This is a genomic window from Paenibacillus harenae DSM 16969 (genome assembly GCF_000422465.1).
GTDB classification, from domain to species: Bacteria; Bacillota; Bacilli; order Paenibacillales; family Paenibacillaceae; genus Pristimantibacillus; species Pristimantibacillus harenae.
On sequence record NZ_KE383845.1, the window covers coordinates 568,409 to 588,003 of the forward strand.

Annotated in this window: 16 protein-coding genes; 3 read left to right on the forward strand and 13 right to left on the reverse strand. The window is 50.0% G+C overall.

The features are described from left to right. Positions 1-28 precede the first annotated feature (28 nt). The 4 genes from H581_RS0130420 to H581_RS0130435 all read right to left on the reverse strand — a co-directional run bounded on the left by H581_RS0130420 (position 29) and on the right by H581_RS0130435 (position 5,008). Complete coding sequence (locus H581_RS0130420) at positions 29-1,513, reverse strand: glycoside hydrolase family 32 protein (protein WP_036720532.1); 1,485 nt, start codon at positions 1,511-1,513, stop codon at positions 29-31. Between the two features lie 90 nt (positions 1,514-1,603). Beyond that, positions 1,604-3,202, reverse strand: coding sequence for an ABC transporter substrate-binding protein (locus tag H581_RS0130425; RefSeq protein WP_029192551.1), 1,599 nt, complete (start codon positions 3,200-3,202; stop codon positions 1,604-1,606). 52 nt (positions 3,203-3,254) lie between these two features. After that, complete coding sequence (locus tag H581_RS0130430; protein ID WP_029192552.1) at positions 3,255-4,136, reverse strand: carbohydrate ABC transporter permease; 882 nt, start codon at positions 4,134-4,136, stop codon at positions 3,255-3,257. Positions 4,137-4,153: 17 nt separating this feature from the next. Next, the gene (locus tag H581_RS0130435) at positions 4,154-5,008 is read right to left on the reverse strand and encodes an ABC transporter permease (RefSeq protein ID WP_211231518.1); all 855 of its coding nucleotides are present in this window, start codon (positions 5,006-5,008) and stop codon (positions 4,154-4,156) included. Positions 5,009-5,602: 594 nt separating this feature from the next. Here H581_RS0130435 and H581_RS0130440 point away from each other — a divergent pair. Then, positions 5,603-6,637, forward strand: coding sequence for a LacI family DNA-binding transcriptional regulator (locus tag H581_RS0130440; RefSeq protein WP_029192554.1), 1,035 nt, complete (start codon positions 5,603-5,605; stop codon positions 6,635-6,637). Between the two features lie 176 nt (positions 6,638-6,813). Here the strand turns inward: H581_RS0130440 and H581_RS0130445 are convergent, their stop codons facing one another. Together H581_RS0130445 and H581_RS0130450 are read right to left on the reverse strand one after the other, a co-directional pair. Continuing rightward, a complete protein-coding gene (locus tag H581_RS0130445) occupies positions 6,814-7,575 on the reverse strand; it encodes a sugar phosphate isomerase/epimerase family protein (RefSeq protein WP_036720534.1) in 762 nt (253 codons plus the stop codon). Next, positions 7,572-8,567 carry a Gfo/Idh/MocA family protein gene (locus H581_RS0130450; protein WP_029192556.1) on the reverse strand — a complete coding sequence of 332 codons (996 nt, stop codon included), beginning with the start codon at positions 8,565-8,567 and terminating at the stop codon, positions 7,572-7,574. The genes H581_RS0130445 and H581_RS0130450 overlap by 4 nt, the downstream gene beginning before the upstream one ends. A gap of 346 nt (positions 8,568-8,913) precedes the next feature. On the opposite strand from H581_RS0130450, the gene H581_RS0130455 reads away from it, so the two are divergent. Beyond that, the gene (locus H581_RS0130455; RefSeq protein ID WP_029192557.1) at positions 8,914-9,345 is read left to right on the forward strand and encodes a VOC family protein; all 432 of its coding nucleotides are present in this window, start codon (positions 8,914-8,916) and stop codon (positions 9,343-9,345) included. Between the two features lie 116 nt (positions 9,346-9,461). On the opposite strand, the gene H581_RS35875 is transcribed toward H581_RS0130455, so the two are convergent. From H581_RS35875 to H581_RS0130495, 7 genes are all read right to left on the reverse strand, one after another. Further along, positions 9,462-10,298 (reverse strand): protein kinase family protein, encoded by an 837-nt coding sequence (locus H581_RS35875; protein WP_051251473.1) that lies wholly within the window; start codon positions 10,296-10,298, stop codon positions 9,462-9,464. Positions 10,299-10,338: 40 nt separating this feature from the next. Beyond that, positions 10,339-12,165 (reverse strand): FAD-dependent oxidoreductase, encoded by a 1,827-nt coding sequence (locus H581_RS0130465; protein WP_029192558.1) that lies wholly within the window; start codon positions 12,163-12,165, stop codon positions 10,339-10,341. A gap of 75 nt (positions 12,166-12,240) precedes the next feature. Continuing rightward, positions 12,241-13,785, reverse strand: coding sequence for an extracellular solute-binding protein (locus tag H581_RS0130470; protein ID WP_051251474.1), 1,545 nt, complete (start codon positions 13,783-13,785; stop codon positions 12,241-12,243). Between the two features lie 56 nt (positions 13,786-13,841). Further along, positions 13,842-14,705, reverse strand: coding sequence for a carbohydrate ABC transporter permease (locus H581_RS0130475; protein ID WP_029192560.1), 864 nt, complete (start codon positions 14,703-14,705; stop codon positions 13,842-13,844). Continuing rightward, on the reverse strand, positions 14,699-15,559 hold the full coding sequence (locus H581_RS0130480) for an ABC transporter permease (protein ID WP_245600207.1): 861 nt from the start codon (positions 15,557-15,559) through the stop codon (positions 14,699-14,701). The genes H581_RS0130475 and H581_RS0130480 overlap by 7 nt, the downstream gene beginning before the upstream one ends. Before the next feature lie 260 nt (positions 15,560-15,819). Then, positions 15,820-17,292, reverse strand: a complete 1,473-nt coding sequence (locus tag H581_RS36775; RefSeq protein WP_051251475.1) for a response regulator transcription factor — start codon at positions 17,290-17,292, stop codon at positions 15,820-15,822. A gap of 3 nt (positions 17,293-17,295) precedes the next feature. Then, a complete protein-coding gene (locus H581_RS0130495) occupies positions 17,296-19,023 on the reverse strand; it encodes a sensor histidine kinase (RefSeq protein ID WP_029192562.1) in 1,728 nt (575 codons plus the stop codon). Between the two features lie 354 nt (positions 19,024-19,377). Here H581_RS0130495 and H581_RS38680 point away from each other — a divergent pair. Continuing rightward, the coding region (locus tag H581_RS38680) for an HTH domain-containing protein (RefSeq protein ID WP_342663378.1) at positions 19,378-19,595 on the forward strand (218 nt) is incomplete at its 3' end.

The window sequence follows — 19,595 nt, forward strand, 5'->3', positions numbered from 1 at the left end:
GTTTCTCCTCATTATGCGGATTTTCCCGTCATACGCCTACGGCCGAATAAATTGAATTTAACGGATGAAGCGTAAGCGAAACGAGCTTGGCGTCTCCGCCGATCGCGTAGAGCTCCAAACCCGTACTGGACAGATCGGGAAAAATTAGATTCGTAAGAACGACCTCGCCGCCGTTCGCAAACACTTCGATCGAGGAGTTGTCGACGAACAGCCGCAGCTTCAACCTACCGCCGTCAAGCACGCAGCTAGCGCCATGCTTGCAGGCGAATGCCTCATGGAAGTCATGCTCCCCCGAATTGCGGCGGTCGACGGACAACGTCCCCTCCGCGGCGTCATAGCAGACAACCGTCTCCTCCCGCTCGGATTTGCGAAGCTTAAGGCCAACCTCACGCGCGGCTCCCATATCGATTTCGCATTCGATTTCGAAACGATCGCCGCTCGCGTCCTCCAGCATATTTCCCCCCGGACGAATGGCCGTTTCCGACCAGCTTTGCGTCTGCCCGCGAAGGCGGCTAAGCTCGGATACCGGCATTTGCGTAAGACGGATGCCGGACGATCCGCTCTTCAGCCGCAATACCCTCGGAAGCGTCATGGCGCTCCGCCAGCTGACGGTCGGAGTTAGATTCGCGTATTTCCAATTGCTCATCCAGCCGATGAACAGCTTGCCGTTATCCTCTCCATGAACATCCGACCAAGTAACACCGGCATAATTGTCTCTGCCATGATCGAGCCACAGGATTGTATCCGGGGCGGCATCGTTAACAAAAGCGCTGCCGTCGAAATCTCCGACAAAATATTGCGTTCTCGATCCTTCCTTAAACTGAGGATGGTCGCCGATGCTGACGATCAATACCCACTTGGTCCGATCGACCCTGTCGTCTACCGGAAGCTCGATTAAATCCGGGCATTCCCATACGCCGTCATGGGAGCCTTCGGCCGCGCCGAACTCGCTTTCGAAGCTCCATTCCTTCAAGTTCGCCGAAGCGTAGAACTGAACGCGGTCTCCCGCAGCGAGCACCATCACCCACCGCTGCTTCGCTTCGTGCCAGAATACTTTCGGATCGCGGAAATCGGGGATTTGCTCATTGCACAGCACCGGATTTCCTTCGTACATCGTCCATGTACGGCCCTTGTCGAGGCTATAAGCAAGGCTTTGCCGTTGTCTTGACCTATTCGTTTCCGGATCGTTGTCCGCATGGGTGAATATCGCCACCAAGCCCGGTTTTCCCGAGAAAAGACCGCTCGTATCGTCCCTGTCGACGACCGCGCTGCCCGAGAAGATGACGCCGTTCCGGTCCGGCTTTAGCGCGATTCCGCGGTGCTCCCAATGGATCAGGTCCTTGCTGATCGCGTGTCCCCAATGCATCGGCCCCCAGGTCGTGCCGTCCGGGTGATGCTGATAAAACAAATGATATTCCCCGTCGAAATACACCATCCCGTTCGGATCGTTCATCCACTTGGAAGGCGGCGAAAAATGAAACTGCGGACGGTACTTTTCTCTATAATCGATCATTTCTTCCACTCCCTGCGAATCATGCAGCCGGGGCATGGCCGTTGTTGGAAATAACTAACGAATGCTCCGGCTGCTTTCATCATTCTATGCTTATTTGCTCACGTTTCTTTCATAACCGGCTTGTTTAACGTCCAGCCATTCCTGCAGTCCTAACCGGTCCAGTTCCTTCATGTAGCTATCCCATTCGCCGTCGATTTTCCCGCCTTGAATCCATTCCGTGCGCTTCCGCAGCACATAGGCGAACAGGTCGGTTTCGATCGCGGAAAGCCGGTCCAATTCCTCCAAGGAGAAGAAGACTTTCGGGTAAATATGCTGCGCCTTCATATCCGGAACGTACACGTTCTTCAGGATATCCAGCCGCGAAGCGGCGTCGTCCGGTTTCGTCGTCACCTGCCCGTAGTAGGAGTCCAAAATAGCTAACGGTCCGCCGACGCTCGTTTTTTGCCTTAATTCGGCCGGCGCGGTTCCTTCGAGCGGCAAATGCTTCAGCATTTGCGCGGCTTCGTCGAATTCGAAAATGTTTTGCTGCGTTTCATCCCCGTAAGTACCCCAGTTGTTTTGTACCGATTGAAGCGGATCGTACAGCTGATCCATCCATTTGGCCGTGGCTTCCAGATTTTTGTTGTCTTTCGTCACGACCATCCGGCCTCGGTCCAGCCCCATGCCGTTCGTTCTGGCCACGTTTTTTTGTCCGGACGGACCCGCGAGCGCCGGCATCGGTTCGAACTTATCGTTCATGCCGGTCACGTTTGCCTTATCCCACGTGAAGTACAAGCCGTACACGTCTTCTTTCCCTTTGGCGATAAAAGTGTTCCAATCCTGCGTAATAAATTCGCTGTCGATTAAACCTTCTTTGTGCAATTCATGAAGGTAGCCGACGCCTTCCTTAAATCCGTCGCCCAAGGCGGCAAAGTTAACCTTGCCGTCGTCGCCGACCAGCGTCAGATCCCAGTTGTAGCCTTGGCCGAACGACCCGAACAAGAAGCCGACGTCCTCGTTGCCGCCGTTGGAATTAATGAAGGACAGCGGAATTTCATCCGCTTTGCCGTTGCCGTTCGGATCTTCGGTTTTGAAAGCTAGCAGCACCTGCTTGAGCTCCGCCGTCGTTGTCGGCATTTCGAGTCCAAGCTTCTTCAGCCACTCAACGTTAATCCAAGGAATGTTGTTGACCGAGTGGATGCTCTCTCTGTCCGAGCCGAGCTCCTCGATCCAAGGCAGCGAATAAATATGCCCGTCCGGTGCGGTAATCATCGATCTGTACTGAGGCGCCTGGTCCAGCACCTTCTTGAAATTAGGCATATGATTTTCAATGATGTCGTCAAGCGGGATAATGGTTCCGTCTTTGGCCAGCTTCAATAGATCGTAGTCGCCGAGTCCGGCGTCGAAGATCGCATCCGGAAGCTCGCCGGTCGCAAGCGCCAAATTCCGTTTTTCCGCGAACACGTCGTTCGTATAATTTTTCCAGTCGATGCGGATGCCCGTTTTTTCCTCCATGCGCTGGAAAACGAGTTTTTTATTCGGATCCGGCGGCGCGAGCACGGAGCTTTGCGTCATAAAGTGAAGCGTCACTTTCCCGTCAGTTCCAGCACCGGTATCGCTTTCCTTCGCGCCCGAATTCCCGCTGCAGCCCGTAACGGCCAACAATGCCGCCAGCGTTAGGTACGCAACTGTTTTCTTTGTTTTTTTCAAATTGAACCCTCCTCTTTTAGTTCGAAAAAACAAATCTATGCCAGCCCGTTCCTTACTTAATGGAACCGACCATGACACCTTTCTCGAAATACTTCTGGAAAAACGGATACATCACGATAAGCGGTAGGCTGGAGATGACGATGGACGCGTATTTAATGATTTCGGATAAACGCTTCAGCTCCGCCATGGCCAATTGATCCGCGATCATCCCGGGGCTTACCTGGTTTTGGATCAAGATGGATCTAAGCACCAATTGAAGAGGTTGCAGCTTTACGTTTTCCAAATAAATCATGGCGTCGAAATAGGAGTTCCACTGCCCGACGAAAGCGTATAAGGCGAGTACGAAAATAATCGGCTTGGACAGCGGCAGTACGATTTTGAGGAAAATGAGCGCGTCCGAAGCGCCGTCCACCCGGGCAGCCTCGTTCAATTCCTTCGGAATGCTTTTGAAAAACGTTCTGGCGAGGATAATGTTCCACACGTTCAAGGCTCCGGGCAGGATAACGGCCCAAGGCGTATCCAGCATGCCCAGATCCTTGACCACCAGGTAGGTAGGAATTAATCCTCCTCCGAAAAACATCGTAACGAGAAACAGCGTCATCAATAGTTTATGGCCGACGAAACCGTCCACGGATAACGGATAGCCCGCGAAGACGGACACCATCACCGTCACGAGCGCAAATGCCGCGGAGTATAACAAGGCGTTTACGAATCCCCTTAGCATGGCGTCATTGGACAGAATGAGCTTATAGCCTTCTACGCTGTAGTCGGACAGACGAAAGGAAAAGCCTTTGTTCAAAAGCGCCGTCGGCTCCATAAATGACGCTACGACGACATAAATTAACGGCACTGCCACGAGCAAAACGGCGAGCGTTAATAGAACATAGTTCAATGTCAAAATAATCCGGTCTAGCCGGCCAGGTTTAATGTTCATCACGCGGCTCCTTTCGGTTAATAGAGGCCTTCCCCTTCGTTTAATTTCTTCACGATGAAATTAACGAGAATCAGCAGGATGACATTGATGACGGAATTGAACAGCCCGATCGCGGCGGAGTAGGAATAATCGCCTGATTGCAAGCCCACCTTGTAGACGTAGGTCGGAAGAATTTCCGAGGCCGGCAGGTTCATCGCCGTTTGCATCAGGTAGGCCTTCTCGAAGCCGATCGCCATAATGCCGCCGGCGGCTAATATAAAGACGATCGCCATGACCGGCCTTATCGTCGGCAAATCGATATTCCAAATTCTCTGGAGCAGATTGGCGCCGTCTATCGTTGCAGCGTTATGCAGCTCGGGATCGACGCCAGCAAGCGCTGCCACGTAAATGATGGAGGCCCAGCCCGCTCCCTGCCATATGCCCGACAGGATATAAATCGTTCGGAAGTACGCAGGATCGGACATGAACGTTATCGGGTGTCCGGCCATGAGGGTGACGATTTTGTTAATCGGCCCCGTAGGGGAGAGGAAGATAAAGATCATCCCGACGATAACGACGACGGAAATAAAATTCGGCGCGTACAAAATCAATTGAATGTTCTTCTTGACCGCCGCTTTGCGAAGCTGATTCAGCATCAGCGCGAGTAAAATCGGGACCGGGAAGCCGAGAATGAGGCCGTATACGCTCAGCTTCAGCGTGCTCATGAAGATGAGCTCAAAATTCGGCGCGTTCAGAAACTTCGCAAAATACTCGAAGCCTACCCAATCGCTCCCAAAAATTCCCTTGCTGTAGCTAAAATCCTTAAAAGCGATAATGACGCCGTACATGGGCACATACTTGAAAAGGATGGTCAGAATGAGAGCGGGCGCCATCAGCCAATAAAGAAAATGATTTTTCTTCAAATAATCGATTTTACTCTTCAGCGAACCGCTCTTCTGGATGCTTCGCCTCCGGTCTGCCTCTAGTGAATGCTGCAAGGATTTCCCCCCTAACGAATTTGCTCAAATTTACATTTGCACAAATTATTTTTGTTTTTTGATGCCAAGTAAGGGCTTTCATGACTATCCGCAAATTCAATTTACATTCGTTCGCCGCAAAAGTCAATACATTTTAGTATATTTTTATTGTCATATGCACAAACAATTTGAACATAATATTTGTCATTTGTTTATTTAATTTGAAACATTCGCTTAGTTTTCGCTTTCTTCGTCCTCTTTTCTCTCGATTTCTTATAAATACACACATGCACGCCGTCACCATTACTTGTGCATTTGTTTACTTTAAACAAATGAAATAAAATTGCTAATCACTTATTTGCAAATGCACATTTTTAACTACTTATTTTTGCGCATTTGTAACTTTATTATTGATCTTTCATTCGGCTTAGGTTACATTTAGCTTAGAATGCGTCTGAAAATCTAAAGCAGCTGTGATCGGTTGATTATCCATAAAGGAGTCAAAAGCAAATGCGGAAAGAAAAAGTAACCATTCAATATATCGCGGACTCATTGGGGCTATCCAGAAATACGGTGTCGAAAGCGCTGAACGGAAGCGACACGATCCCCCTCGAAACGCGCAACAAAGTGATCAAAAGAGCGATCGAGTTAAACTATAAGCAGTTCGCACTCGTCGAAGCGGAAATGAACGTATCGAAAAATCCCGGCAACATCGCGCTGTTAACGTCCAACATGCCGAACAACTCCCATTTCGGCACCTCCTTGCTTAGCGGGCTCGAGAAAAAAATCAGTTCCGAAGGATACAATTTATCCATTCATATCGTACGCGAAGCCGAGATCGAAGCGCCCGTGCTGCCCGTTAATTTCGATAAAAGCAAAGTAGACGGAATCGTATGCATCGAGCTCTTCGATAAAAACTATACGGATTTCATTAGCGCCCTGGGTCTCCCGACCATATTCATCGATTCCACGGCCGAGCTCTTTTATCCGGAGCTGCGCGGGGATTTATTACTAATGGAGAATGAACAAAGCACCTGCTTCATGACGAAGAAATTAATCGCTAGCGGCTGCGAAACAATCGGTTTCATCGGGGATTACAACCATTGCAAAAGCTTTAACGAACGATGGATCGGCTTCAATAAAGCAATGAATGCCTCCCGGCTGCAGCCGGACGACGCCTTCAACATCACGGAAAAGGACCGGTATTTTACCGATTCCAAATGGCTGGAACAGCAGCTGGACCGGATGGGGAGGCTCCCGTCCGCCTTTATATGCGCCAATGATTTTATCGCCATTAACGTCTTGCGGATTTTGAAAAATAAAAATGTCCGAATCCCCGAGGATGTTCGGGTATGCGGATTTGACGACTCCCCGGAATCGCAAATCGTGGAGCCCCACCTGACGACCGTTCACATTTACCGGGATGAAATGGGCATCCTGGCGGCCGAAATGCTGCTCGCCAGGGTTCAAAATCCGGATAAGCCCCCTCAAGTCACCCATGTGAAAACAACGCCCATATTCAGGGAATCGTCCGGCGGCCTATAAATCGAATAAAAAACAAACTTAGGCTCTCATCTTCATGAAGATGAGGGCAATAAATAGAAATAACGACCGAGCGCATCGCGCGGTCGTTATTTCTAATTGTAAATGAATACATTACTCTCTAATCGTTTGACGATCAGGCTCGGAGTACGCAATAATCATGCGGCATGGCTTCCAGCTTATGTTTGTATCCCGAATCCGTTCTTCAGGAAAGATAAGCATTCGGCCATTCCTTCCTCGATCTCTCCTCCGCTTTCTTCATCCGCCGATACCCATCCGCTGTAACGGACATCCCTAATCGCTTCAAAAATTGGCTGGAATGCGATCGCTCCCCGGCCAAGAATCTGCCACTCGCCCTCTGAGAAGTCCTTCATATGGAAATTGTCAATGACGGACTTGAAGCTTCTAATGAGCTCCGCGCAATCGTCTATTCCCGACTTGACCAAATGCGCGGTATCGATTGTCAAACCGACGCTTCCTTGCCGCACGCGGTCGAAGAAGAGATCAAAGTCCTCCCGGTACATGACGGGCTGATCGTAATGATGATGCAAGGAGAGCTTTAAACCATGCTGTTGCGCTTCCTCCCCCATATCCGACAAGATGTCCGCATACCTCCGGATATCCTCAGCGGTCACCTTGCTTCTGGATACGCCGTGGCAGAAGATGATTAGTCCTGTACCAATCTTCCGGCCGAATCGAAATTTCTCGCGAAGCGATTCCAACCCTTGCTCATCCAGGCTTCCCCCCGCGATCAAGGCGGATCCTGCGCTTTCAAGATGACCCCACTCCTCCAGGAAACGCTCGGGCTGTCTCAGATACGGGGCATATTGTCCGTGCTTCAGCTGCAACCCCTGGTAGCCGGACGCCCTATACTGCTGAAACAACCGATCCCGTTCATCGTCTGTCCCGGTAGGCCTTGAGAAAGCAAACTTCAGCGTCATAGTAAAACTCCGTCTCTTAACTGTACAATCCGGTTCTCTTTCGCTGATACATAAGCCGCTTCAAGCATTGCGACGACCTTCAAGTTGTCTTCAGCGCTGTTAGCCGCCTTCACGCCGGTTTCCATCCAGGATAACAGCTGCTCGATGTTTTCCAAGCTGTTCTCTTCTCTGGAACAACGGTTTTCCCACCGCTCAGACGGCTGCCTGTCGCCAAGCCGGAATAATTCAACATAGCCGTGGTCGCAGCGAAGGGTGCCCTTCTCGCCGATTACGATCATCTCCGTCCTGCCTGCCATGGAAGAGAAGCTTTGGGTATACGTGACCAACGAACCGTTCTCAAACTTCATCTGCACGGTCGCGTCTGTTTCTCCCTTGCAATCGATTGCCGCTGAAGAGCTCATCAAGCTGACGACCGATTCCGCTTCGCAGCCGAGAACCTGCCGGAATCCGTCGAACCAGTGAATGCCCATAACGGACAGCGCATGCCGCTGGCAATCCTGCCTCCAACCGGTATCCTGACGGAAGAACATATTGGCAAAAGTAATCATGGTAACTTGGCCAATCCTATCGTCGGCTACGATTTTCTTCACTGTATCGAATGGATAATGGCGTCTGAAATTTTGATTCACGGCGACCGGGATGCCCAGCCGCTTTGCTGTCTCCGTCATTTCAACAGCATCGTTCAAGGAGTCGGCGAACGGTTTTTCTACAAATAACGGGAATCCGGCTTCAAGCAGGGGAAGAACAATCGCCTTGCGCATCGAAGTAGGCGTACACACAACCGCGACGTCGACGCCGCTCTCCTGGATAAACGTATCCAGATTCGTATACCGCTGGGGAATGCCGTATTTATTTGCCCGATGATAAAGGATTTCTTCGTTGGGGTCGCAGATGGCGCTGATCTCGATACGCTCCGGCGCAATTTTATAACCCTCCAGATGCAGCTCCGTAACGCCCCCTGCCCCGACCAGACCGACCTTAAACTTTCTCATGACGGTTCACCTCATTCAATTATATTCACATTTATTCAACTGTGTTGAATTACATTGAATGTAGCATAGACCGTTTGGCAGCGCAATCATTTCCTTTAAGATCATGGATATATTACAAAATCAAGCGTGTTAAGCCAAGTGAATAAAGTTGTCAGAAATTATCGCCAGGTTCAATATGCCAAGCCCTCTCTTTCGAAGGGCTAACAAATAATAGTAGCGAATCCCAATACATGGAATCCAAATCTATTGTAAATAAGATCATTTGTTCGTAAAATCTGGTTGCACGGCTCCTTTTTGGTGTATAATGAATGAGGTTGTCCAAATTATTCCTAAGGAGCTGTGAATAATGTCAATCCATTTGAATCCGTATTTGAATTTTGACGGCAACACGAAAGAAGCGGTCCACTTTTACGAGAAAGCGCTGGGCGGGAAAGTGATTGTCTTCATGACGTTCGGTGATATGCCGGCGGACCCGAATTATCCGATAACGGATGATATGAAGGATCGCGTTATGCATGCGCACTTGAAAATCGGCGACTCGGATCTCATGTTCTCCGATACGATCGCAGGCATGCCTTATCAGCCAGGCAATTCGATTCAGATTGCCATCCATCCCAAAGAAGAGGCAAGAGCGAGAGAAATCTTCGCAGCTTTGGAAGACGGCGGACAAGTCGTCATGCCCCTTCAGAAGACAGATTGGAGCCCCTTGTACGGAATGGTAACTGACAAGTTCGGCGTTACTTTCCAAGTGAGTGTCCAAGGAGAGCAGCAGCAATAGCACGCAGACTTCCGCTCCGCCACTAAATAAAGCCTCCTGTTCGCGAATGGACAGGAGGCTTAATCATTCATTGCCTTTATGGGGAACCCAAGTTAAGTTGCTCGTAAGTATAAGACTTACATAGAGATTTGTCCTTTTATCGCGTTGTTCCACGTTTCAAAATACTCATCCATTGTTTGATAACGATCGCCTTTTTCAAGACTGACCGCCTTTAAAGCTATCGAATACAATTTTGCATTTGCTTGCCAATTATCGAAAGAGCGTTCAACCCCGCCGCCAAACAACTGAAATGCAGCAGCCCCCATTTGGAAAACGTTCGACCTCTCATCAATCTGTGCGCCCAATTGAAATTCCTCAGGCGACATATACCTGCTTGATCCCCACATCCGTCCCATCGTATTCATTACTGGTTTCTTACTGTAAAACTCTACATCGCAAATCATCGTTTGTTGGGTAGTGAAATTGTACATGATACAGCCATCATAAAAGTCAATTGCTATATATCCAAGCTTGCTGACATGTAAATGAAATAACAGTATTTCTTTATAGATATTCAGTTTTTTCTCTATCGGCAAGGCTATGAATTTATCAAAGGAATCATATTGTTTGCCCATACATTCACCGTCAAACCAGTCAAAAACAGTTAAATATCCCCCTTTGATCTCCTTGTGATCAATCATTTCAATCAGATTAGGATAACGTAAATCTTCGTAAATAGATACGGTTGATTTTAGTCGAGCGATTGCTTCCTCAATACTTGCATTCCTTTCTAGAGTCGCTGCTCCCGCCATCTTCAAAAACAGCTTTTTGTTTTTGTTTTGAACGCCGAAACATAAGTGACCGGAATCCTGCTTGTCGAATACAGTAAAGACCTTTCCATATTCGGATAAAAAATCAAAATCAAAATCTTCTTTCAGTTCAAATGAGACATCATCGACTATTTTTTTGATCATTTCTACCTCCGATAGCATTGATTTTCGATTCCTGTAAAGTTTAAGAAGCGACTTGTGCTAAACATCTGATTTCAAAAATTCTGGCATGATCCAATCCATTCGTGCTAAGAACTTCCAAGCGGAGCCTGCACACTTGATCCAGCTCGACTCGGCATGTAATCTGCCGCTGGTAGTTATCTTGAACGTGCATTATCTGGCGGCCGTCTTCGGCAGAATTCGCCGAATATGCGATCACCCGGAATTCCTTCAACGTCTCCGGCTGCGGCCCCCATTCGTTCTGCTTATGCAAGTAGTTCTCGTGCGTCAGCGTCAACCTCCGGTGCATGCCCGTGTCGAGGACGACGGTAATTTCGCGAATCGATACCGGCGTACCCCATTCCAGCTCGATCCATGGCTCCTTGTCCTCCGGAACCGACATCCAGCGGTGCGTGCCGGGAACGACCAGGTCCGGCCTGACGCCTCTCGTCCCATGCATGGAGCGAGTGCAGCCGTCGATAATATTTGGCGCAAGTCCGTCCGGCTGTTCGGACGATGCCCGTACCCTTGCCCCGCTCGCCAGATTGCCGTTCGCAGGAATGCCGGGAAGGAAAGCGTCTTGTTCGATAAGCCGCTGCTGCGTTCTCCGGATCAATTCCCGGTTCTGCACTGCCTCTTCCAGCAGAATCCCTTCCTTGACCGCCAAGGCGGCGAAGGTACCGGCGCCTTGGCCCATCACGCCGCAGGTCGCCATGACCCGGGTGCTTGAGAAAGCAATATGAGTCGCCGATATGTTGCGTCCCGCAAACATCAGATTGTCCACGTTGGCGCTTACAAATGACCTGAGCGGAATCCCGTACACATAATTGGTGACCGGCTGATGGCAGGGATTGCTGTCCTTGGCCTCGATCCCTTGCGGGGGATGCGTATCCATCGGCCAGCCGCCGTACGCGATCACATCCTCGAAATGGACGGCTTCCTCCAAATCCGATTGGGTCAGCACGTGCTTCCCGACAAATCGGCGCGACTCCCGCTTGCCGGGTACGAAGCCGAACCAATCGAGCGCCCAGTTCTCTGACTCCGGATGATGTCCGCTGTTCTTGATGTGATCCCAGACGCCCATCATGATGGCGAGCAATTCGTCGCGAATCGTCTCGTTATCCGCGATCGTATCCAGCATTCCGCCGAATTCCACCCACCAATATCCGTACTCCCATGAGGAATGACTGCGGTACTTCAAATCTTCTTCCGTAAAATGCTTCGCCCATACAGGCGGGATAAACTTCATAGGTCTGCCCATATCCTTGGCCGTGAACAACAGCGAGGAACCGAGGCGGTACGGATCGGACTCTTCGCCTGCGCTCGACTCCCCGTATTGCCGGGAGGCTTCCCGGCCCGTTACGAATAACGCTCCCGCCTCTTTGCCGAGACGGCCGTCACCCGTACAGTCCAAGAAGATATCCGCGAAGATTTCGAAGGCATGCTCCGTGCTTTCCCGGGCGGCCTTTACCGACACGATCCGATTCCCGTCCATCCGCACGCCCGTAACCGCAGTATTGAGCATCAGCGTCAGGTTCGGTTCCGCTCTGCATTTCTCATATAAAATAAGATCGAACATGGACGCGCTGCGCTGCGGATTGCGAACTGCGCATTCAAGAAGGATTTCTTCGATAATGCCGCCTTCCCTAGCCTCCGTCTCCAGCTCCTTCCCCCGCTTGGAATGAGCCGCTCCGACGATGTGCATCCGAATTTCCGAAGATGCATTTCCCCCCAGGACAGGCCGATCCTGACAAATGATTACTTTCGCGCCGTTCCGGGCGGCCGCCAAAGCGGCTGTGACGCCGGAAACGCCGCCTCCGGCAACCAACACATCCGTATGCAACCGTTCCATCAACACCTATCCTTTCTACATATAACAGTGAAGGACCGCCGGGTTTAGTGCCAGCCCGCCGCTCCTCCGCTATGGTTACATTTTTTTTAGGTAGCCTAATTCGGTCAAGATTTGCTTAGCGTGTTCGATTTCCTTGTCCAGCATGAACGTATCCTTTAACTCTTTCACGAATTGATCGAATTCATTGATATCGCGCTTATCGTAGACGAACTTGAGGAACTCCTCTTCAATAAAACGCGTTCTGTCCGCATAATTGACCTCTTGCAGCTTCGTGACGAAGCCATTGTAAGTGGTGATCCTTGGCAAGTCGGCTGCTCGCTCGATCCAATCCGCTTGGTTCGCGAACTTGGTGGAGAGGTAGCTCATCTCCGGACGACCCATGAATTGGTAGATCCAGGAATACGCCGCTTCACTTGCTTTATCGGTAGGCGTTACCTTGTCGCCGTCCAGATTGTAGTGTTCGCCCTCCAATCCGAATTGCACCATTCTCAGACCTTCATCGTGGGAGATATAATTGAACAGCTCGAGGATCCGGTTCAGCTTCTCTTCATTGCTTCCTGCAGCCTTAGAGATCGCTACGAAGCCGGACGTAGCGCCGGCGTCCTTGAAGTCCACGGCCTCGCCATATACATGATCCTGGAATGGAGGAACGATAGCCCATTCCGCGTCCGGATTCGCGGTCTTCCACACTTCGACCCTATCGTCCTTCACCATGTCCGCCCATGTCGAGTAGATGGCGCCAGTCATCCCCTGGAAGGATTTTTCGAGCATCCTCTGTCCTGAATTCGTTGTCAGCTCGGGATCCAGCACCTTCGCATCAGCCAGCTTCTTAATATACGTCAAGCTTTCCTTCAGCTGAGGATCCGAATAGAAGTTCACGAGCTCTCCGTCCCGAATCTGATACTCCGGAGCTGCGCCCAGTGTAGCCAGGATCGGCGTGAAAGCCCCTAGACCTCCGAAGGATCCAGTCAGCCCATAGGTATCGTTTTTGTTATTGCCATCAGGGTCATCTTCTGTGAAAGCGACCATCACTTCATAGAATTCATCCAAGGTTGTCGGCATGGATAAGCCCAGATTATCCAGCCAGTCTTGGCGGATCCAGTAGGAGAACGCCCGGAGGGTCGGTTCCTTGGCAACCCCATACACTTTGCCTTCTACTGTCGCTTTGTCGAAGCCGCCCTGCCCTAAGAAGGCTTGTACCTGGTCAAGCTTTTCCAGATGCGGCGTAAAATCGGTTAGCAGTCCCCGTTTTGCATAATCACGGAAATCATTGGCAGAACCAAACATCATCAGGTCAGGCAGGTTACTCCCTGCGGCGCGAACGTTCAGTTTCTCCATCAACTCGACCTCATCGGTGATGGTCAGATTAATGCCGAGCTCCTCTTTCAGTTTATCTGCGATGAAGTCATTCTCAGGCCTCAAGGTTCCCCAGGTGCTCATCACCATCTCGATATCGATGATTTCCCTTGGCTCATTGGTAGCGGATGTACCGCTGTCTGTAGTGGAATTGGTGTCATTCCCATTGTTGCTCGTTCCATTATTGCCGCCGCAAGCCGCAAGCAGCGAGATGGTCAGGAGGATGGCTAATACGGTTTGCAGCAACTTGAGATGTTTGTTCATACTACCCCTACTTTCTTATCATGTTTTCTATAAAAACCGGTGCCGGCAACCGGAGTTTACCCTTTGATTGCACCTAACAGCATGCCCTTGATGAAATATTTCTGAATGAATGGATAGACCATAATCATCGGAAGACTGGCTGCAACTACGGCAGCCATCTGCAGGGTGACCGTAGGCAGCGTCACTTCTGGATTGATATTGTCCGCCATCTGATTCATCATCAGGATATTGCGAACCACAACCTGCAGCGGATACAGGTCGGAACTCTGCACATACAGCACGGCCTGAAAATACAAGTTCCAATATTGGACCATATAGAACAGCCCGATGGTCACTAGCGATGGAACCGATAGCGGAGCAACGATCGTGGTCAAGATCCGCCACTCCTTCGCGCCATCGATCTTGGCCGATTCGAAGATTTCCTCAGGCAAGCTCTCGAAGAAGCTCTTCATAATCAACAGATTGAAGGCCGAGACGGCGTTCGGTATAATCATGGCCCACACGGTGTTCAACAGACCGACTTGCTGCACGGTCAGATAGGTGGGAATCAATCCGCCATTGAACAGCATCGTGAACAGGATGATCAAGAGGATATACGATCTTCCATTCAGCTTCCTGCGGCTGAGCGGATAGGCCATCAGCATCGTCAACAGCAAGCTAAGCGAGGTTCCGATAACCGTTACGAACAAGGTCACCATCAATCCTCTCGGCAACTTCGTCTTCTCCAGCAGATAATGATAAGCATCGAAGGTAATACTGTCCGGGATGAAGACATACCCTCCGTTGCGCAGCACCTCGCCATAAGGAGTCAACGACATGGATACAACGAACAGAATGGGGAAGACCGCAGCCACCCCGGCCAGCAGTAACACAGTGAATACAACGATGTCAAACCAGCGTTCCGAATGTCCTTTCACCATACGCCTTGCCCCCATCTCTTAGCGAACGCATTCGCGCCAAGCACGAGCCATAGGCCGATGAAGGACTTGAACAAGCCGACAGCGGAAGCCAGGCTGAAATTCAGTTGCTCCAAACCTGTACGATACACCCAGGTATCGATGATATCCGCTACCGGATAGACCCGGATATTGTACATGACATAGATTTGCTCGAACCCGGCGTCCAATATATGACCTATACGTAGGATCAACAGCAGAACGAACACGTGTGTAATGCTGGGCAGAGTGATATGCCATATCATGCGGAAGCGGCTGGCTCCGTCCACACGCGCTGCTTCATACAAAGATGGATCTATCGAAGACATGGCGGCAAGATAGATGATCGCGCCCCAGCCGATATCCTTCCAGATCTCCGAGCCCACCAGTACGCTGCGGAACCAATCCGTTGAGGACAGGAAGGGAATCGCTTCGAACCCTATCGACTGTATCCATCGATTCAACAAGCCTGTCGTCTCTGACAGGAACGCGAGCGAGATCCCGTATATGATGACCCAGGACAGGAAGTGCGGCATATAGGTTAGCGTCTGAACGGACCGCTTGAACCACAACACCCGGCATTCATTCAACAAAAGCGCCATGATGATATCCGGGAACATGCCGAAGGTGATCTTATATAGGCTGATTAAAAAAGTATTGGTCAGGAGCTGAGTGAAATACGTGGATTGAAAGAAATATTCGAAATGCTTGTACCACGGATCTGCCCATGGACTTCGCCAAATGCCCTCGAGAAGATCAAAGTCCTTGAAAGAGATCATGACGCCGTACATCGGGAAATACTTAAATATGATAAAAAAAATGAATCCCGGCAACAGCATATAGTACCAGGACCGCTGTGACCAGATTTCCTTCCATCGTTTGCGGTGGATCGAAGGTGTTCGGTGAGTTGTAGTTGGGTTTATGATTTTCTGAGCCATGACTGCCCTCCCTTGTGCTTGCTAACCCTAATGTATCAGCAATGCGCCACAGCGAGAAGGAACGGAATTAGTGACTTCCTGGAACATATTTTTGCGATTGGGGACCTCTCCACAAGGAAAACCGGCCGAAAGCGTGTTCATCACCATTTCTATGAACAAATTTATGAAAGGGCTTTCCGATATTCGCTAGGCGTCAACTGAACCCATCTCCGGAAGATCTTGGAGAAATAGTTGTTATTGGCGAACCCTACAAGATGGCCGATCTCATGGATGGGGAAATCCGTCTCCGTCAAATATCGTTTGGCCCGCTCAATCCGGTGCTTCTGGAGAAAATTAATGAGCGTATCGCCTGTCTTGCGCTTGAACAGACTGCTCACATAATGTTCGTCCATATTCACATATTCCGCCATCGACTTCAACGTAATCTCTTTATCATAGTACTGGTGGATACGATGGATGATTTTGTTGATCTCCTCATGATCGGTGAACTCGCGTGTCTCATGAAGGTGCTGAGCCTGCGCCGCCTCTAGCCGCTGCTTCAGAACACCAAGTAGAACCTGATGCGAGGACGCCAGCCACAAAATCTCCTGATCCGTCTGCGGTCTCCTCATGATGCGCAGCAGCATGCCCTCCAAGCGGACTGACTCCTCCTTCACAATCGGGATCCGAATGCCTTGCTGCTCGAACAGCGACCAGATTCGGTCCAGAATGAGGAAGGCATCATCCAGCTTGCCCATCTCGATATATTGAATTAGCTTGCCTTCCAGTTCCCAAGGAATCGCCCGATTCGCGATCGGATCAGCTTGTGCGGCATAGCCGCTCTTCACTTGATACCACTTATGACGCAAGTGATCCAGCGCGCGGACCCAAGTGTCTCTAACCCGCTCGGGTCGCGGGAAGCCAACCTTCAGAACCACCGCTTGCGATTGCATTTCAAGCGCCGAGAACTCATCGTCCTGCTTGCCGGCACTGCGGCGCCAACAGAAGAAGGTGGCGATTCCGCTGCGTATGAATGTATGAATCTCCATCTCTGCGGAACGGTTGGCTGCACGTAGAGCTTGCAATCGATCGGATACGGAAGCTTGAGGACCAAGCAAGAGGACGATTACAAGACACTCTGCATATTCATGGTATTCGACAGGCTCAATGGGTCTGGCAGCTTCCCCCAATGACCCCTTCGCGGCATATTCCTCCCACCATGATGAATACAGGCCGTTCCATCTGCCAAAGAACCTTTCCAATTGCTGCATTCTGCGCTTCCGAAGCTCAGCGGACAGCTCGATCAGCTTCTTACGAAGCGATTCGATGGACATGGAGAGCTTCAGTACATAACCCGATGCGCCATATTCCACGGCTTCTTTCGCATATTCGAATTCATTGACACAGGTAAGCATGATGAAGCACGTATCAAAGCCGAGCTGCCTCGATTGCTTAAGCAGCTCAAGACCATCCATGATCGGCATCATGATGTCCGCGATGACGAGATCAGGCTTCTCCGCTCTCATGATCTCCAGCGCTTGCTCGCCGTCATCCGCTTCCCCTATGATCTCGTACCCCAACTCATTCCAATCGATCTGCTTCCGCACGGAACGCCGGATATAAGGCTCGTCCTCGACCAATAATACTTTCCACATCCGTTAGAGCCCTCCTTCTCCTTCATTCGGGACCGAGAGTAACAGCGGCATCCGTACAGTCACACGCGTACCCGGATCCGTTTCCACAATCGTCAGCTCGCCGTCGTTACGGAACAGCAGATTCAGTCTTTCCCGTATGTTGGCAAGGCCGATTCCCTTGCGTCTGCGCTTGTCCGTCATCTCTTTAACCTGGTAGCCCCGCCCGTTATCCTCGACCTCCAGCACAAGCCTATCCCGGATGGCATACGCGCGGATCGTGATGACCCCGTCTTGTTTACGCTGGGCGAAGCCGTAATTGATCGAGTTCTCTACGAGCGGTTGAAGAATAAACTTCGGAACCAATGCATATTTCAGTTCCTCCTGAAGCTCGTAGCGGAACAGATACCGTCCCTCGAAGCGGATCTGCTGGATATAGTCGTAGGCCTGCAGGAGCTCCCATTCCTTATGCAGATGGATGATCTCCTCCTCCGAAGCCAGGCTTTGCTCAAGCAATGTTCCAAGCGCGATACAGATTTCGGCCGTCTCCCGGTCTCCTTTCTCGAGGACATTCCATTTCATCAGATTCAAGGTGTTCAGCAAGAAATGCGGATTCATCTGGACAAGGAGCATCTGCAGACGAATGGCTTCCCTCTCCCGCACCTCCATCTTCAGTTGCTGAATCAGCAATTGAATGTTGTTGACCATCCGGTTGAAGGTTCGGGCGAGCGACAGCATCTCTCCCTGGTATTTCTCCTCACGGATCATGGATTTCTGGAAGTTCTCTTGCACCATATCGGACATCTTCTTCTCCAGCAGCTTCAGGGGCCGCGTGATACTGGAAGAGATAGCCAAGGTGATAAGGACGAACACGGATACGGTAATGATGAACGTAGTCAGCAGCTGCTTCTTAATATGATCGAGACTTCCGAAATAGATGTCTAACGTAAACACAGAGGCAATATACCAATCCAGAGGTCTAATATAACCTGCGTTAATCAGCGATGCGTTCTCCTGATCGATGAAGGACTCCTTCTCGTGATTCAGCGTACGGATACGGGCGATCACATCAGCATGCAAGCGGTTATCGGGATCCGTCTGTGCCAGAATGCGGCCCTCCCGATCCAGGATAATATAATCCTGTTGGATGAGCAGATTACGGCTGAAATTGTGCAGCCACCCGGTATAATCGAAGGTAATTCTTAGCCAGCCCATGGTTTGCTCTCCTGATCGAATCACGGAATATAAATAGAGCTCTTCCTTCGACACCCACTGAAAGCCTTCCCTGTGCCGGCTGAGCTCTTGAAACTCCGGTTGTTCCTGCCAATCTGCGTCCATCACAGCCATGGGATTCATACTGCTGTACACATACCCATGTCGATCGGCAAGCTCGAACCGCACGTAATCTTCTCCATACGGCGCGTACATATTCCGATACTTCTGCAGCACAAGAGCGATCTTCTCATAGCTCGCATCCGGAGCGGCAGACGGACTCTCCAGCTGTTCGATAATGGCTGGATCCAGCTCCATCTGCAGCATATGGGCGAATAGATTGGAACGCACATTGTTTAGATTGTTTATAATGAAGTTAAGCTGTTCATTGTTTTTGTCCGATAGCTGCCGACTGAACGCTGTCTCAATCTGAGCGTAGTTATAGTACTGAATAATCAGGAAAGGGAGAACGATGAATAAAAGGAAGGATACAAACAATCGATAAGTCAAGGTTTTAGGAATAAGTCGTTTCCATATCTTCATGCTTTCTCTCTCCTAGGCGCGATGCTTTGTCCATATTGTATCATGGATGTACGGATCTCATTGTAAGTGTTTTCACATCGGAATAGAACAAAATTAACTTTTACAATGTGTTATCGAATCATATTCCACATGCTTCGAGACAATAGGGTTAAACGTATGAAGGGGCTATCTCAAAATGGATAAGCTTAACTGAGGGATAGCTCTTATTGAACAATAAATGGATGTACATTAGAAAAAACGGCAGTGCTGGGGTGAACTGTGACCCGTGAAATAGACACTTTGAAAAAAGTGTCTATTTCACGGGTTTTTGTGTTTTAATTAACATACTAAATAGAACGGGGTATAACTTTCATCATGTCTAAACGCAAATGTTTTACACCAATGCAGATTAAAATACTTGAATCAAATCCTAATGTCGTGCACGTTTCAGAGAAAGCAATTACATATAGCCCTGAGTTTAAACGGTACGCAGTAAAGGCATACATGAGCGGCATCACACCTATGCAGATCTTCACTGATGGTGGATTCGAAACCACAATAGTTGGGACAAGAAATCCTAGAGCCTCTCTAGA

What these genes read in the sequence shown, in the direction of transcription:
- H581_RS36775 (WP_051251475.1), bottom strand. Translation starts at nt 17,292, where the DNA reads ATGTGGAAAGTATTATTGGTCGAGGACGAGCCTTATATCCGGCGTTCC.
- H581_RS0130455 (WP_029192557.1), top strand. Translation starts at nt 8,914, where the DNA reads ATGTCAATCCATTTGAATCCGTATTTGAATTTTGACGGCAACACGAAA.
- H581_RS0130430 (WP_029192552.1), bottom strand. Translation starts at nt 4,136, where the DNA reads ATGAACATTAAACCTGGCCGGCTAGACCGGATTATTTTGACATTGAAC.
- H581_RS0130480 (WP_245600207.1), bottom strand. Translation starts at nt 15,559, where the DNA reads ATGCTGTTGCCGGGATTCATTTTTTTTATCATATTTAAGTATTTCCCG.
- H581_RS35875 (WP_051251473.1), bottom strand. Translation starts at nt 10,298, where the DNA reads ATGATCAAAAAAATAGTCGATGATGTCTCATTTGAACTGAAAGAAGAT.
- H581_RS0130465 (WP_029192558.1), bottom strand. Translation starts at nt 12,165, where the DNA reads ATGGAACGGTTGCATACGGATGTGTTGGTTGCCGGAGGCGGCGTTTCC.
- H581_RS0130445 (WP_036720534.1), bottom strand. Translation starts at nt 7,575, where the DNA reads ATGACGCTGAAGTTTGCTTTCTCAAGGCCTACCGGGACAGACGATGAA.
- H581_RS0130420 (WP_036720532.1), bottom strand. Translation starts at nt 1,513, where the DNA reads ATGATCGATTATAGAGAAAAGTACCGTCCGCAGTTTCATTTTTCGCCG.
- H581_RS0130475 (WP_029192560.1), bottom strand. Translation starts at nt 14,705, where the DNA reads ATGGTGAAAGGACATTCGGAACGCTGGTTTGACATCGTTGTATTCACT.
- H581_RS0130470 (WP_051251474.1), bottom strand. Translation starts at nt 13,785, where the DNA reads ATGAACAAACATCTCAAGTTGCTGCAAACCGTATTAGCCATCCTCCTG.
- H581_RS0130435 (WP_211231518.1), bottom strand. Translation starts at nt 5,008, where the DNA reads ATGGCGCCCGCTCTCATTCTGACCATCCTTTTCAAGTATGTGCCCATG.
- H581_RS0130450 (WP_029192556.1), bottom strand. Translation starts at nt 8,567, where the DNA reads ATGAGAAAGTTTAAGGTCGGTCTGGTCGGGGCAGGGGGCGTTACGGAG.
- H581_RS0130495 (WP_029192562.1), bottom strand. Translation starts at nt 19,023, where the DNA reads ATGAAGATATGGAAACGACTTATTCCTAAAACCTTGACTTATCGATTG.
- H581_RS0130440 (WP_029192554.1), top strand. Translation starts at nt 5,603, where the DNA reads ATGCGGAAAGAAAAAGTAACCATTCAATATATCGCGGACTCATTGGGG.